This is a genomic window from Actinomadura sp. ATCC 39365 (genome assembly GCF_054392275.1).
In genome coordinates this window covers 8699847-8712721 of record NZ_CP184335.1, presented here as the reverse complement: position 1 = coordinate 8712721, position 12875 = coordinate 8699847, and the positions used below count along the sequence as shown (strand labels likewise).

Genomic DNA, 12875 nt, shown 5'->3' with positions numbered 1-12875 from the left:
TGGGCGTTTGCCGATGATCTGCTGGTTGCAGATCATCTGCGTGACCGTACTCAGATCCATCGGTGGCCTCGCCATGGCGGGGGCGCTCGGCGGGGTGCTGGCGGCGGCACTGGCCGTTCCCGTGGTGAGCGGCGGCGGCCTGGCCGCCAAGAACGTCGCCGACACCTTCGTCGACCTGCCGCCCGCGCCCCGCGAGGAGCCCCTGGCGCAGGTGACCAGGCTGCTGGACAAGGACGGCAGGCAGTTCGCCCAGTTCTACGAGGCCAACAGGACGGCCGTGCCGCTCGGGGCCGTGGCGCCCCTGATGCGCAAGGCCATCGTGGCCATCGAGGACGCCCGCTTCTACGAGCACGGCGGCCTCGACGTCCGGGGCACGTTGCGGGCACTGCTCACCAACACGCAGGCGGGCGGCATCCGGCAGGGCGGTTCGTCGCTGACGCAGCAGCTCGTCAAGAACATCCTCGTCGAGAGCGCTCGTAGCGGCGCAGAACGGGACAAGGCGCGCGCCCCCAACCTGGCCCGCAAGATCACCGAACTGCGGTACGCGATGGCACTGGAACACAAGTACCGCAAGGACGAGATCCTTGAGCGTTACCTCAACATCGCCTACTTCGGCGCGGGCGCCCATGGCGTGGAGGCGGCGGCCCGGCGTTTCTTCTCCACCACCGCCTCCAGGCTGACGCTGACCCAGGCGGCCACGCTGGCGGGGGCGGTGCGGATGCCGTACTCGACCGATCCCTCGCTCGGCCGCTCGCACCAGGCGCGGCTGAAGGAGCGGCGCGATCTCGTGCTGGACCGGATGGCCGGGCTCAAGCTGATCACGCAGGCCCAGGCGAGCGCCGCCAAGAGCACGCCGCTGGCCCTGCGGCTGCGGCCCGAGCCGGGCGGCTGCGGGCAGAGCGCGTACCCCTACTACTGCCTGTACGTCCAGAACGAGATGTTGTCGAACCCGGCGTTCGGCAACACCCCGGCCGAGCGGCGGGCCAGGATGGCGAGGGGCGGCCTGGTGATCAGGACCGGCCTCGACCCGGTCGCGCAGCGCGCGGCCGAGCGCGCGATCCGGCGGCACGTCTCGCCGGAGGACAGCGAGGTCGCCGCGGAGGCCATGATCGAGCCCGGCACCGGCCGGATCAGGGCGATGACGGCCAGCAAGGAGTTCGGCCGCAACCGCGGCAACAAGAAGAACGGCCCGAGGACCACCTTCAACCTGGCCGCCGACGTGGCGCACGGCGGCGGCCAGGGCTTCCAGGCGGGCTCGACGTTCAAGGTCTTCACCCTGGCCACGGCGTTGCAGCAGGGCTGGCGGTTCGGCGACGGCTTCCAGACGCCGGGGGAGCTGGTGCCCGCGCAGGGCTACCGCAACTGCGCCGGCCGGCCGGTGAACGACCCCGAAACGCGCATACTCAACGCCAGCGGCGAGGGCTCGGGCGGCCCGCACAGCATCGAGACCGGCACCTGGAAGTCGGTGAACATCTTCTACATGATGCTGGAGCGCAAGGTCGGGCTCTGCAACGTGGTCAAGACGGCCAGGGCGCTCGGGGCGGTGCGGGCCGACGGCAGGCCGCTGCGCGAGGTGCCGACGTTCACGCTGGGCGTCAACGAGATGGACCCGGTGACGGTCGCGGGGGCCTTCGCCACGTTCGCGGCGCGCGGCGTGCACTGCCGGCCGCTGGCGATCGTGGAGATCACCGACCGGAGCGGCCGGCGCGCGCACGTGCCGCCGTCCTGCGAGCAGGTCATGGAACGGCCGGTCGCCGACGCCGTCAACCACGTCCTGTCCGGGGTGTTCGACAAGGGCACCATGCAGGGGCAGAGCATCGGCCGCCCGGCCGCCGGCAAGACCGGCACCAACAACGGCTACACCTCGGCCTGGTTCGCCGGGTACACGCCGGACCTGGCGGCGGCGGTGAGCCTCGGCGACATCCGGGGCTCCTACCGCTACCCGCTCCAGGGCGTGCAGATCGGCGACCAGTACTACGGCGCCGTGCAGGGCGCGTCGCTGCCCGGCCCGATCTGGGTCGAGTCGATGCAGCAGGCCCTGGGCAACACCGAGCCGAGGGGCTTCCCCGGGCCGGACATGGGCCGGTTCGGCGGCGGGTTCACGCCCGGCCTGAAGGAGGCCGAGGCGCAGGAGGAGGACAAGAAGAAGAACAAGCGGCAGGGCGAGCGCGCGTTCTTCCGGCACCACCGGCGGCTGTTCGAGTGGCTGCTCGGGCAGGGCCCGCCCGACCCGTCCTTCCGCCGCCCGCGCCACCGCTCCCGGTAGCCTTCGGGCGGGACGCTCAGCCGGCCTTGCCGATGGGGGCGGTGGCCGCGCGGGTGAGGGTGATCAGGTTGTCGGGGGCGGTCTCGATCTGGAGCCCGCGCCGGCCGGCCGAGAAGTAGATCGTCTCGTGGTCGAGCGCCGAGGAGTCGACCACGGTGGGAAGCTGCTTGCGCTGGCCGAGCGGGCTGATGCCGCCCACCACGTAGCCGGTCACCCGCTCGACCTTGGCCGCGTCGGCCATGGCGGCCCGCTTGCCGCCCAGCGCCGCGGCCAGGGCCTTGAGGTCGAGCTTGCCCGACACCGGCACGACCGCCACCGCGAGGCCGCTCTCGGTCTCGGCGACCAGCGTCTTGAAGATGCGGTCGTAGGGCACGCCGAGCGCGTCGGCCGCCTCCTCGCCGTAGGCCTGGGCGCCCGGGTCGTGGTCGTAGGGGTGGAGCGTGAAGTCGGCCTTGGCCTTGGTCAGCGCCATGGTGGCCGGGGTGCCGCCGCCCTTGCCTTTCGTTTTGCTCACGTCTGACAAGTGTAGCGAATCTACATTGTAAAGGCGCGGCCCGGCGTGTACCCGAGCGCCCGCCGGAAGACGTCGATGAACGCGCTGGCCGAGGCCCAGCCGCAGCGATGGGCGACCACCGTCACCGGCAGGCCGTCGGCCAGCAGCAGCAACGCCTGGTGCAGGCGGAGCTGGGTGCGCCACTGGGGGAAGCTCATGCCGAGCTCGCGGCGGCACAGCCGGGCGAGCGTGCGCTCGCTGGTGCCCGCCAGGGCGGCGAGGGTGGCGAGGGTACGCCCGTCGGCGGGGTCGTCGTGCAGCGCGGCGCAGACGGCGGCCAGGCGCGGGTCGCGGGCGGCGGGCACGTGGAAGGGCTGCTCGGGGGCGCGTCTGAGCCGGTCGAGCAGGACGGCGAGCAGCCGTTCGCGCTCCTCGCCCACGGGGGCGTCGTCGTCGGTGTAGGCCATGACGAGCTCGCGCAGCAGCGGCCCGACGGCGAGCACGGCGGGCCGGTCGAGCCCGAGCGGGTTGCCGGTGAGCCCGACCAGGCGCAGGTCGGTGCTGCCGTGGGCGCGGTGTTCGTGCACGGTGCCGGCGGGCACCCAGATCGCGCGGTTGGCGGGGGCGACCCAGGTGCCGGCGTCGGTGGTGACGGAGAGCATTCCGGCGCAGGCGTAGGCGATCTGGTGGGTGTCGTGCCGGTGGGCGTCGATGCCCGTGCCGGGCGCCAGGGGGCGGCGGCCGGTGGGTGCCACGGGGGTGTGGCGGATATTCGGCATAGATTGGCATTTTATCGGAAGCAGGCCAAGCCGGGCCAGGGACATCATCGGTGGCGTGAACAGGATCCGGTCGCTGGCGGCGGGGCATGCGTGCGTGGACTTCTACCAGGGCGCGGTGCCCGCGTTGGTGCCGTTCCTGGTGTCCGGGCGGGGGTACGGCTATGTGGCGGTGTCGGGGATCGTGCTGGCGGCCACGTTGTCGTCGTCGGTCGTGCAGCCGGTCTTCGGGCTGCTGACGGACCGGTGGCGGATGCCGTGGCTGATCCCGTCGGCCACGGTGGTGGCCGGGGCGGGGGTGGCGTGCGCGGGGGTGACGGGGTCGTACGCGGTGACGTGGCTGGCGGCGGCGGTGTCGGGGCTGGGGGTGGCCGCCTACCATCCGGAGTCGGCGCGGCTGGCCAGGATCGCCAGTGAGGGCGGCCATGTGCCGATGAGCTGGTTCTCGTTGGGCGGGACGCTGGGGTTCGCCTCGGCGCCGGTGCTGGTGACGCCGCTGTTGTCGGCGTGGGGGCTGGGGGCCTCGCCGCTGCTGGCGGCGCCGGCGGTGCTGGGGGCGGCGCTGACGCTCCCGGCGGTGCGGGCCCTGGCGGGCGGCCGGGGCGGGGCGCGTCCGGCGGTGCGGGCGGCGGGCCGTGACGACTGGCCGGGGTTCGCCCGGCTGACGTCGGTGATCGTCTTCCGGTCGGTGGTGTACGTCGGTCTGAGCGCGTTCGTGGCCCTGTACGTGGGCGGCGGCGCGGCGGGCGCGGTGGCGTTGTTCGTGCTGTTCGCGGGCGGGGCGGCGGGCACGGTGCTGGGCGGCCGGCTGGCGGCCCGGTGGGGGAGGGTGCCGGCGATGCGGGTGGCGTACGCGGCGGCGGTGCCGGCGGTGGCCGGGGTGGTGCTGGCGCCGGGTCCGCTGGTCTACGTCTTCGTCGCCGCGTCGTCGGTCGCCCTGTACGTCCCGTTCTCCCTGCACGTGACCCTGGGCCAGGATTTCCTGCCGAACCGGGTGGGCACGGCGAGCGGCGTCACGCTGGGGCTGGCGGTGAGCGTGGGCGGCCTGACCAGCCCGCTGGTGGGCGCGCTCGCCGAGGCCGCCTCGCTCAGGACGGCGCTGGCCTGCCTGATCGCCTTCCCGGTGCTGGCCTGGCTGCTGGCGCGGACGCTGCGGGAGCCGGCGCCGGCCGCGTCCTAGCCGGTGGCGGTGCGCAGGCGCAGGACGGCGGAGTTGTCGCGCTGGGCGGGGTCGAGGCGGGTGGAGGTGACGTGCATGGTGACCGGCAGGGTGGCGTCCGCGTCGCGGCCGACGGCGACCTTGGCGGAGATGCGCACCGGCCGGCCGGGGTGGATGACGTCGATCACGCATTCGGCCCGGTGGTCGCCGTGGCGGCAGGTGGCGCCGTTGACGGAGGTCAGGGTGGCGCCGGGCGGGAGGGTGAGGGTGACGGGCACCTGGGCGGCGGCCATGAGCCCGCGCATGGTGACGGTCGCGGTGACGGTGGCGGTGCCGCCGCGGCGGACGGGCGAGGAGGGGCCGGCGGCGTTGAGGGAGAGGGAGTCGTAGACGCCCTGGGGGTCGGCCTGGCGGACGATCGCGCCGTAGCTCTCCTGGTTGAGCGCGTTGGCGACGGAGTTGCCGTCGGGCTCGCCGTCCTCCTTGCCGGCCGACAGCACGCCGACCAGGTCGTCGCTGCCGCGGACGACCCACGGCCCGCCGCTGTGGCCCTTGGCCAGGTGGCAGTTGTAGGTCTCCATCCGTCCGGCCGGGTCGCCGGTGCCGGCCAGCCGGGCGGCGAGCATGTCGCCGGTGGTGTTCTCGCCGCGGGCCTGCTGGGTGCGGCCGAGGCACCAGAGCTGGTCGCGGCCGTCGTAGGGGCGGCGGCCGAGCACGCCGGGGTAGCCGGAGGTGGCGATGGTGAAGCGGCCGCCCTCGTTGCGCAGGGGGGTGAGGGCGCCGACGGTGTCCTGCAGGGTGCGGTTCCTGCCGCCGACCTCGACGAGCGCGACGTCGTAGACGGAGTTCCAGTCGCCGCCGGTGCGTCCGGTGTAGGCGTCGGGCTTCCAGGCGCGCCGTCCGCCCCATCTGCCGTACGGCTCGCGCTGCGCGGCGGTGGCGGCGCGGCCGTCGTAGGCGGGGACGAAGGCAAAGTTGGTGTGCCAGGTGCCGGACGCGGAGCCGTCGGGGCTGCTGTAGACGCAGTGGGCGGCGGTGATGACCAGCAGCCTGCTGGCCGAGCGGACGACGGAGGCGCTGCAGGAGTCGTCGCGGCCGGTGGCGTTGACGAAGAACAGGCGGCCGGTGACGCGGCTGTTGCCGTCGGCGGTGTACGGCCGGTTCACGGGGGCGTAGCCGTTGGTGTCGCCGCCGGGGGTGAGCCGTTTGGCGCCCGGCACGCTGCGCCGCTCGGCCGCGCTGTGGTCGGCCCCGCTGTGGTCGGCCGCGCTGGGGCCGGCCGTGTCGTGGCCGGTCGTGCTGAGGGGGAGGGCGACGGCCTTGGCCTTGGCCTGTTTGCCGGGCGTCCAGTACCGGGCGGCGCGTCCGGGGCGCATGAGCGGCGACGACGCGGCGCCCGGACTACGGTCCCGGCTCCGGGCCTTGGCAGGGCTCTGGGCAAGGCTCTGCGCAGGGCGTTGGGCGGGGCTCTGGGCGGGGCTCTGCGCGGGGGCCTTGAGCGGCGGCGGCTCGGCGGTGGCGGGCGCGGTGGTGAGCGCGGTGGCGAGCGAGATGCCGGCGAGCGCGGCCAGCGTGGTGACCAGGGTCTTCGACACGATGTCCCCTTGAGCGGTCCGAAGCGATTTCGATCACTATAAGTCATGACTTCATCGCTTACCGTGGCCAAGCAGGACGTGTCGCGCCATGTCCTCTGCGTGCGGTGTCAGCCCGCCGCGGCGTCCCCCTGGGCGAGGAACTCGGCGGTGCTGGCGTCGCCAGGTTCGCGGTCGGGGCGCAGGCCGCGCCAGGAGGGGTGGCGCAGGCGGCCGTCGCCGGTGACCTCGGCGTACTGGACCTCGCCGACGACGCGGGGTTCGACCCAGCGGGCGTGGCGGGCGTGCTCGCGCGGGACGGGCTCGTCGAAGGGCGGGCCGGGGCGCTCCAGGGGCGCGAGGAGGTCCTGGAGGTCGCGCAGCATCTGCTGGGTGAAGCCGGTGCCGACGTGCCCGACGTAGAGCAGGCGGCCGCGCGGGTCGTACGCGCCGAGCAGCAGCGAGCCGATCATGCCGGACCGCCGTCCGCCGCCGGGGTGCCAGCCGCCGATGACGACCTCGGCGGCGCTGACGTTCTTGACCTTGGTCCATTCGCCGCTGCGCCGGCCGGGCCGGTAGGGGGAGCCGAGCCGCTTGCAGACGATCCCTTCGAGCCCGAGCTGGCGGGAGGAGTCGAAGGCGCGGTCGGCGTGGTCGGCGAACCACACCGGCACCTCCCAGCGGAAGCCGGGCCGCAGGGTGTCCTCCAGCAGCTCGCGGCGCTCGCGGTAGGGGCGGCCGATCACGCTGTCGTCGTCGAGGTGCAGGATGTCGAAGGCCATGAACGTCACCGGGACCGCCCGGGTGAGCTCGGCGACGGTGGCGGGGTTGCGCTGGTGCATGCGGGGCTGGAGGGCGGCGAAGCTGGGGCGTCCGGTCTCGTCGAAGGCGACGATCTCGCCGTCGATCACGGCCGCGTGCCGGCCGGTGGAGCCGGCCATGAGCTGCAGCTCGGGGTAGGCGGGGGTGATGTCCTTGTTGTTACGGGACATCAGGCGGACCGAGCCGCCTTCGACGTAGGCGAGGGCGCGTACGCCGTCCCATTTCATCTCCACGGCCCAGCCCTCGCCCTGGACGGAGGTCAGGGTGCCCAGCTGGGCCATCATCGGCGCGTAGGCCGGCAGCCCCACCATGGATCATGCCGTACCCCGGGGGGTTGATCGACAGTGGCGGGCCGGGGTCTACAAATGGTCAAGCGGGGTGTCTTCCACCAGCTCGCCGAGGTCTACGCCGTGTTCGTCCAGTTCGGAGACGGTCTTGCAGTAGCCGCGCAGGTACGTCCGGCCGTTGACGCGGTGGGAGACGCGCAGCAGTGGACGATCATCGAGGATGATCGCCTCCACCAGGATGCCGCCGGGGGCTCGCCACTGTCCCATGCCGCCCAGGGTAGGCGAGCGGACATAATGGACATGTAATGCGAAAGGCATGACGAACCGCCTACGCCGCGCCGAGCGGGGCAAACGGCCGCAAGGTTATTTTTAACTCACCCAGAGTTTTCTTTGCCGCAGGGTGTTAGACGCCTGGCGGGCCGGGCAGAAGGGGGCCAGGCCATTCCCCCGGCCGTGACCGCGCCCCCGTGGCGGCCACGGCCTCTCGGCCCCGGCTTGGCCCGGTCCGGGGCTCTGGTGGCCGCGAGCGCGGTGTCGGCGAACGCCGCGCTCGCGGCCCCCGTAACCTGTCCCAACCTGCGTCCCGCATTCTGGACAGAAGCGGATCCGGGGCCCGGACTCCGTAGACTGTCAGGGTGATTTCCCGTATTGACATGCGCGGTTCCCTTCCTGCGGACCTGCGCGACGTGCTGCCACGCGCCGAGCTCGACGTCGAGGCCGCCCTGGAGAAGGTGCGGCCCATCTGCGACGACGTGCGCCATCGCGGGGCGGCAGCCGTACGGGAGCTGACCGCCAGGTTCGACGGTGTCGAGATCGCCTCCACCCGCGTCCCCGTCGATGTCGTCCGGCGGGCGCTCGACGAGCTCGACCCGCGGGTCAGGGTCGCACTGGAGGAGTCGATCAGGCGGGCCCGGCTGGTCCACCGCGCCCAGCGCCGCTCCGACGTCACCACGCAGGTCGTGCCCGGCGGCACGGTGACCGAGCGCTGGGTGCCGGTCGACCGCGTGGGCCTCTACGTGCCCGGCGGCCGTGCCGTCTATCCCTCCAGCGTGGTCATGAACGTCGTCCCGGCCCAGGAGGCGGGCGTCGCCTCGCTGGCCGTCACCAGCCCGGCCCAGAAGGAGTTCGGCGGGCTGCCCCACCCCGCCATCCTGGCCGCGTGCGCGCTGCTCGGCGTCGACGAGGTCTACTCCGTGGGCGGGGCGCAGGCCGTGGCCATGTTCGCCTACGGTACCGAGGAGTGCCCGCCCGCGACCATGGTGACCGGCCCCGGCAACATCTGGGTCGCCGCCGCCAAGCGCCTGCTCAAGGGCCGCATCGGCATCGACTCCGAGGCCGGCCCCACCGAGATCGCCATCCTGGCCGACGAGACCGCCGACCCGGTGCACGTCGCCGCCGACCTGATCAGCCAGGCCGAGCACGACACGATCGCCGCCGCCGTCCTGGTCACCACCAGCCCCGAGCTGGCCGAGGCGGTCGAGAAGGAGCTGCCGGGCCAGGTCTCGGCCACCCGCCACTCCGAGCGCATCACCGAGGCGCTGGGCGGCCGCCAGTCGGGCATCGTGCTGGTCTCCTCGATCGACGACGGCATCAAGGTCGTCGACGCGTACGCGGCCGAGCACCTGGAGATCCACACCGCCGACGCGGCCGAGGTCGCGGCCCGCGTCCGCAACGCCGGGGCGATCTTCGTCGGCCCCTACGCGCCGGTCTCGCTCGGCGACTACCTCGCCGGGTCCAACCACGTGCTGCCCACGGGCGGCTGCGCCTGCCACTCCAGCGGCCTTTCGGTGCAGTCGTTCCTGCGCGGCATCCACGTCGTCGACTACACCCGCGACGCGCTGGCCCGCGCGGCGGCCCACGTGTCGGTGCTGGCCGACGCCGAAGACCTGCCGGCGCACGGCGCCGCGATCCGCGCCCGCTTCGACTGGCGAGTCCCGACGGAGTCAGAGTGAACCCCACCGACGTGACGCCCGCCGACGTGACGCTCGACGACCTGCCGATCCGCGACGACCTGAAGGGCCGCTCGCCCTACGGTGCGCCGCAGATCGACGTGCCGGTCCGGCTCAACACCAACGAGAACCCCTATCCGCCCTCGCCCGCGCTGGTCGCCGACCTGGCCGAGGCCGTCGCCGCGAACGCCGGCGAGCTCAACCGCTACCCCGACCGCGACGCCACCGAGCTGCGTGCCGACCTGGCCGCCTACCTGGGCCACGGGCTGAGTCCCGAGCAGGTGTGGGCGGCCAACGGCTCCAACGAGGTGCTCCAGCAGATCCTGCAGGCCTTCGGCGGCCACGGCCGCACCGCCATCGGGTTCGAGCCGTCGTACTCGATGCACCCGATCCTCACCACCGGCACCAGCACCGAGTGGATCAGCGCCGTCCGCGAGGACGACTTCTCGCTCGACCCCGGCAAGGCCGTCGCGGCGATCGAGGAGCACCGGCCCGACATCGTCTTCCTGGCCTCGCCCAACAACCCGACCGGCACCGCGCAGCCGCTGTCGACGATCGAGGCCGTGCTGGCCGCCGCGCCGGGCGTGGTGGTGATCGACGAGGCCTACGCCGAGTTCGCCCGCCAGGGCACTCCGTCGGCGCTCACGCTGCTGCCGCGCCACCCGAGGCTGATCGTCACCCGCACGATGTCCAAGGCGTTCGCCATGGCCGGCACCCGCCTCGGCTACCTGGCCGCGCACCCGGCCGTGGTGCAGGCGCTGCTGCTGGTGCGGCTGCCGTACCACCTGTCCACGCTCACCCAGACGGCCGCGCGGGTCGCGCTGCGCCACCGCGCCGAGCTGCTCGGCACGGTCGACGCGCTGCGCGCCGAGCGCGACGCCACGGTCACGTGGCTGCGCGGCAAGGGGCTGTCGGTGGCCGACTCCGACGCCAACTTCGTGCTGTTCGGGCGGTTCCCCGACCGGCGCAAGGTGTGGGAGGGGCTGTTGGCACGCGGCGTGCTCATCCGCGAGGTGGGCCCGCCAGAATGGCTGCGTGTGTCGATCGGCACCGGCGAGGAGATGGCGGCCTTCCGCGCCGCGATGGAGGAGGTTCTGTGAGTCGCGTAGGGCGCGTGGAGCGGGCAACGAAGGAGACCTCGGTCCTGGTCGAGGTGGGCCTCGACGGCACCGGCCTGGTCGACGTCTCGACCGGGGTGGGCTTCTTCGACCACATGCTGGCCCAGCTCGGCAAGCACGGTCTGTTCGACCTGACCGTCAAGACCGAGGGTGACCTGCACATCGACGCCCACCACACGATCGAGGACACCGCGCTGGCGCTGGGCGCGGCCTTCCGCCAGGCGCTGGGCGACAAGTCCGGCATCCGGCGGTTCGGCAGCGCGTCGTGCCCGCTGGACGAGTCGCTGGCCCAGGTCACGGTCGACCTGTCCGGGCGGCCGTACCTCGTGCACACCGAGCCCGAGGGCATGGCCCCGATGATCGGCCCCGACTACGACACGACGATGACCCGGCACATCCTGGAGTCGCTGGTGGCCCAGGCGGCCATCTGCCTGCACGTGCACGTGCCGTACGGGCGCAACGCCCATCACATCGTCGAGGCCCAGTTCAAGGCGCTGGCCAGGGCGATGCGCGAGGCGTCCGAGCTCGACCCGCGCGCCTCGGGCGTGCCGAGCACCAAGGGCGTGCTGTGACCGACAACCTCATCGCGGGCGTGATGGTGTTCCTCGGGCTGTTCCTCGCCGGAGGCGTCTTCTCGCTGGCCAAGCAGGGTCTCAAGGTGGGCGCGGCGTGCTGCGCGCTCGGCGCGGCGATGGCGATCACGGCGGGGGTGTTGTGGTGGTGAGCAAGAACATCGTGGTGCTCGACTACGGCTCGGGCAACCTGCGCTCGGCCGAGCGGGCCCTGGCCAGGGTGGGCGCGGACGTCACCGTGACCGCCGACTTCGACACGGCGCTCAACGCCGACGGGCTGGTCGTGCCGGGCGTCGGCGCGTTCGCGGCCTGCATGGCCGGGCTCAAGGGCGTCCACGGCGACCGGGTCATCGGCCGCCGCCTGGCCGGCGGTCGTCCGGTGCTGGGCATCTGCGTCGGCATGCAGATCCTGTTCGCCCGGGGCGTCGAGCACGGCGTCGAGACCGAGGGCTGCGGCGAGTGGCCGGGCACGGTCGAGCGGCTGGAGGCGCCCGTGCTGCCGCACATGGGCTGGAACACGGTCAAGGCGCCCGCTGACAGCGTGCTGTTCGCCGGGCTCGACGCCGCCACCCGTTTCTACTTCGTGCACTCCTACGGCGTGCGCGAGTGGGAGCTGCATCCTGCCGACCCCGGTTTCGCCGCGCCCGTGGTGACCTGGGCCGAGCACGGCGTGCCGTTCGTGGCCGCCGCCGAGAACGGCCCGCTCATGGCCACCCAGTTCCACCCGGAGAAGTCCGGCGACGCCGGAGCCGCCCTGCTGAGGAACTGGCTAGAGACGGTATGAGCAAGGAGCGGGCGCGCCGGCGGGCCGAGCGGGAGGCCGAGCGGGCGCGCGCGATCCGGCGCAACGAGGAGCGGCAGGCGCGCCGCGCCCGGCGCCGCGCCCTGACCGCCCGCCTGATCCCGCGCCCGGTCAGGTTCGCCCGGCAGGGCGGCCTGATCGCCCGCCGCCATCGCGCCCAGAACGTCGCGGTGGCGCTCGGCTTCCTGATCGTGCAGGCGATCGTGTGGCTGGTCTGGGGCTCACCGGCGGTGAGCCTCGCCGTGTTCGTCTTCTCCCTGCTGCTCGCACCTGTTGTCGTGACCCTCGCTTTCGACCGGAGGACCTGAATGTCGCTCGTATTGCTTCCCGCCGTGGACGTGGCCGATGGCCAGGCCGTACGCCTCGTCCAGGGTGAGGCCGGGACCGAGACCGGCTTCGGCGAGCCGCTCGCCGCGGCGCTGGCCTGGCAGGAGGCGGGCGCCGAGTGGATCCATCTGGTCGACCTCGACGCCGCGTTCGGCAGGGGCTCCAACAAGGAGCTGATCAGCGAGGTGATCGGCAAGCTCGACGTCAAGGTGGAGCTGTCCGGCGGCATCCGCGACGACGAGTCGCTGGCCGCCGCCCTGGCCACCGGCTGCCGCCGGGTCAACATCGGCACCGCCGCCCTGGAGAACCCCGACTGGTGCCGGAAGATCATCGCCGAGCACGGCGACCGGATCGCGGTGGGCCTCGACGTGCGCGGCACCACGCTGGCCGCCCGCGGCTGGACGAAGGAGGGCGGCGACCTGTGGGAGGTGCTCGACCGCCTGGAGGCCGACGGCTGCCCCCGTTACGTCGTCACCGACGTGACCAAGGACGGCATGCTCCAGGGGCCCAATCTCGACCTCTACCGGCGGATCTGCGCACACACCGACAAGCCCGTGATCGCCAGTGGCGGAGTGTCCAGTCTTGACGACCTGGTGGCACTGGCTTCTCTCGTCCCGGACGGAGTGGAGGGAGCCATCGTGGGCAGGGCCCTGTACGCTCACGCGTTCACTCTGGAGGACGCGCTGGCCGCGGTACGCGTTTAGCTTCGCCGGGAGGGGGCGGAATGAGCGTC

General features: G+C 73.1%; 14 protein-coding genes. 9 read left to right on the top strand and 5 right to left on the bottom strand.

Annotated features, from left to right (window positions below):
- Window positions 1–25: 25 nt before the first annotated feature.
- On the top strand, window positions 26–2266 hold the full coding sequence (locus ACNF49_RS42085; protein WP_498703374.1) for a transglycosylase domain-containing protein: 2241 nt from the start codon (window positions 26–28) through the stop codon (window positions 2264–2266).
- A gap of 16 nt (window positions 2267–2282) precedes the next feature.
- On the opposite strand, the gene ybaK is transcribed toward ACNF49_RS42085, so the two are convergent.
- Window positions 2283–2738 carry a Cys-tRNA(Pro) deacylase gene (gene ybaK, locus ACNF49_RS42080; RefSeq protein ID WP_357968507.1) on the bottom strand — a complete coding sequence of 152 codons (456 nt, stop codon included), beginning with the start codon at window positions 2736–2738 and terminating at the stop codon, window positions 2283–2285.
- 62 nt (window positions 2739–2800) lie between these two features.
- Complete coding sequence (locus ACNF49_RS42075; protein WP_357968106.1) at window positions 2801–3538, bottom strand: helix-turn-helix domain-containing protein; 738 nt, start codon at window positions 3536–3538, stop codon at window positions 2801–2803.
- Window positions 3539–3593: 55 nt separating this feature from the next.
- Between ACNF49_RS42075 and ACNF49_RS42070 the strand changes: the two genes are divergently transcribed.
- On the top strand, window positions 3594–4715 hold the full coding sequence (locus ACNF49_RS42070) for an MFS transporter (protein ID WP_357968108.1): 1122 nt from the start codon (window positions 3594–3596) through the stop codon (window positions 4713–4715).
- On the opposite strand, the gene ACNF49_RS42065 is transcribed toward ACNF49_RS42070, so the two are convergent.
- The 3 genes from ACNF49_RS42065 to ACNF49_RS42055 all read right to left on the bottom strand — a co-directional run bounded on the left by ACNF49_RS42065 (window position 4712) and on the right by ACNF49_RS42055 (window position 7641).
- Complete coding sequence (locus ACNF49_RS42065; protein ID WP_498703371.1) at window positions 4712–6289, bottom strand: trypsin-like serine peptidase; 1578 nt, start codon at window positions 6287–6289, stop codon at window positions 4712–4714. The genes ACNF49_RS42070 and ACNF49_RS42065 overlap by 4 nt on opposite strands.
- Window positions 6290–6396: 107 nt before the next feature.
- Window positions 6397–7398 (bottom strand): non-homologous end-joining DNA ligase, encoded by a 1002-nt coding sequence (gene ligD, locus ACNF49_RS42060; RefSeq protein WP_482941243.1) that lies wholly within the window; start codon window positions 7396–7398, stop codon window positions 6397–6399.
- Window positions 7399–7446: 48 nt separating this feature from the next.
- The gene (locus tag ACNF49_RS42055) at window positions 7447–7641 is read right to left on the bottom strand and encodes a hypothetical protein (protein ID WP_352358385.1); all 195 of its coding nucleotides are present in this window, start codon (window positions 7639–7641) and stop codon (window positions 7447–7449) included.
- 368 nt (window positions 7642–8009) lie between these two features.
- Between ACNF49_RS42055 and hisD the strand changes: the two genes are divergently transcribed.
- The 7 genes from hisD to priA are packed head-to-tail and all read left to right on the top strand — an operon-like array spanning window position 8010 to window position 12846.
- Window positions 8010–9326 (top strand): histidinol dehydrogenase, encoded by a 1317-nt coding sequence (gene hisD / locus ACNF49_RS42050; RefSeq protein WP_482941242.1) that lies wholly within the window; start codon window positions 8010–8012, stop codon window positions 9324–9326.
- The gene (locus ACNF49_RS42045; protein WP_482941241.1) at window positions 9323–10423 is read left to right on the top strand and encodes a histidinol-phosphate transaminase; all 1101 of its coding nucleotides are present in this window, start codon (window positions 9323–9325) and stop codon (window positions 10421–10423) included. The genes hisD and ACNF49_RS42045 overlap by 4 nt, the downstream gene beginning before the upstream one ends.
- A complete protein-coding gene (gene hisB, locus ACNF49_RS42040; RefSeq protein ID WP_357968121.1) occupies window positions 10420–11013 on the top strand; it encodes an imidazoleglycerol-phosphate dehydratase HisB in 594 nt (197 codons plus the stop codon). Before ACNF49_RS42045 ends, hisB begins: the two co-directional genes overlap by 4 nt.
- Window positions 11010–11165: a CG2302 family histidine operon protein gene (locus ACNF49_RS42035; protein ID WP_352326349.1), complete on the top strand. Its 156-nt coding sequence runs from the start codon at window positions 11010–11012 to the stop codon at window positions 11163–11165. Before hisB ends, ACNF49_RS42035 begins: the two co-directional genes overlap by 4 nt.
- A complete protein-coding gene (hisH, locus tag ACNF49_RS42030; protein ID WP_357968122.1) occupies window positions 11162–11797 on the top strand; it encodes an imidazole glycerol phosphate synthase subunit HisH in 636 nt (211 codons plus the stop codon). Before ACNF49_RS42035 ends, hisH begins: the two co-directional genes overlap by 4 nt.
- A complete protein-coding gene (locus ACNF49_RS42025; protein WP_352358374.1) occupies window positions 11794–12123 on the top strand; it encodes a hypothetical protein in 330 nt (109 codons plus the stop codon). Before hisH ends, ACNF49_RS42025 begins: the two co-directional genes overlap by 4 nt.
- Window positions 12124–12846 (top strand): bifunctional 1-(5-phosphoribosyl)-5-((5-phosphoribosylamino)methylideneamino)imidazole-4-carboxamide isomerase/phosphoribosylanthranilate isomerase PriA, encoded by a 723-nt coding sequence (gene priA / locus ACNF49_RS42020; protein WP_352326353.1) that lies wholly within the window; start codon window positions 12124–12126, stop codon window positions 12844–12846.
- Window positions 12847–12875: the final 29 nt, after the last annotated feature.

Excerpts from the sequence above, each read along its gene's own strand:
- ybaK (WP_357968507.1), bottom strand. The coding sequence starts at position 2,738 with ATGGCGCTGACCAAGGCCAAGGCCGACTTCACGCTCCACCCCTACGAC.
- ACNF49_RS42075 (WP_357968106.1), bottom strand. The coding sequence starts at position 3,538 with ATGCCGAATATCCGCCACACCCCCGTGGCACCCACCGGCCGCCGCCCC.
- ligD (WP_482941243.1), bottom strand. The coding sequence starts at position 7,398 with ATGGTGGGGCTGCCGGCCTACGCGCCGATGATGGCCCAGCTGGGCACC.
- ACNF49_RS42055 (WP_352358385.1), bottom strand. The coding sequence starts at position 7,641 with ATGGGACAGTGGCGAGCCCCCGGCGGCATCCTGGTGGAGGCGATCATC.
- ACNF49_RS42025 (WP_352358374.1), top strand. The coding sequence starts at position 11,794 with ATGAGCAAGGAGCGGGCGCGCCGGCGGGCCGAGCGGGAGGCCGAGCGG.
- priA (WP_352326353.1), top strand. The coding sequence starts at position 12,124 with ATGTCGCTCGTATTGCTTCCCGCCGTGGACGTGGCCGATGGCCAGGCC.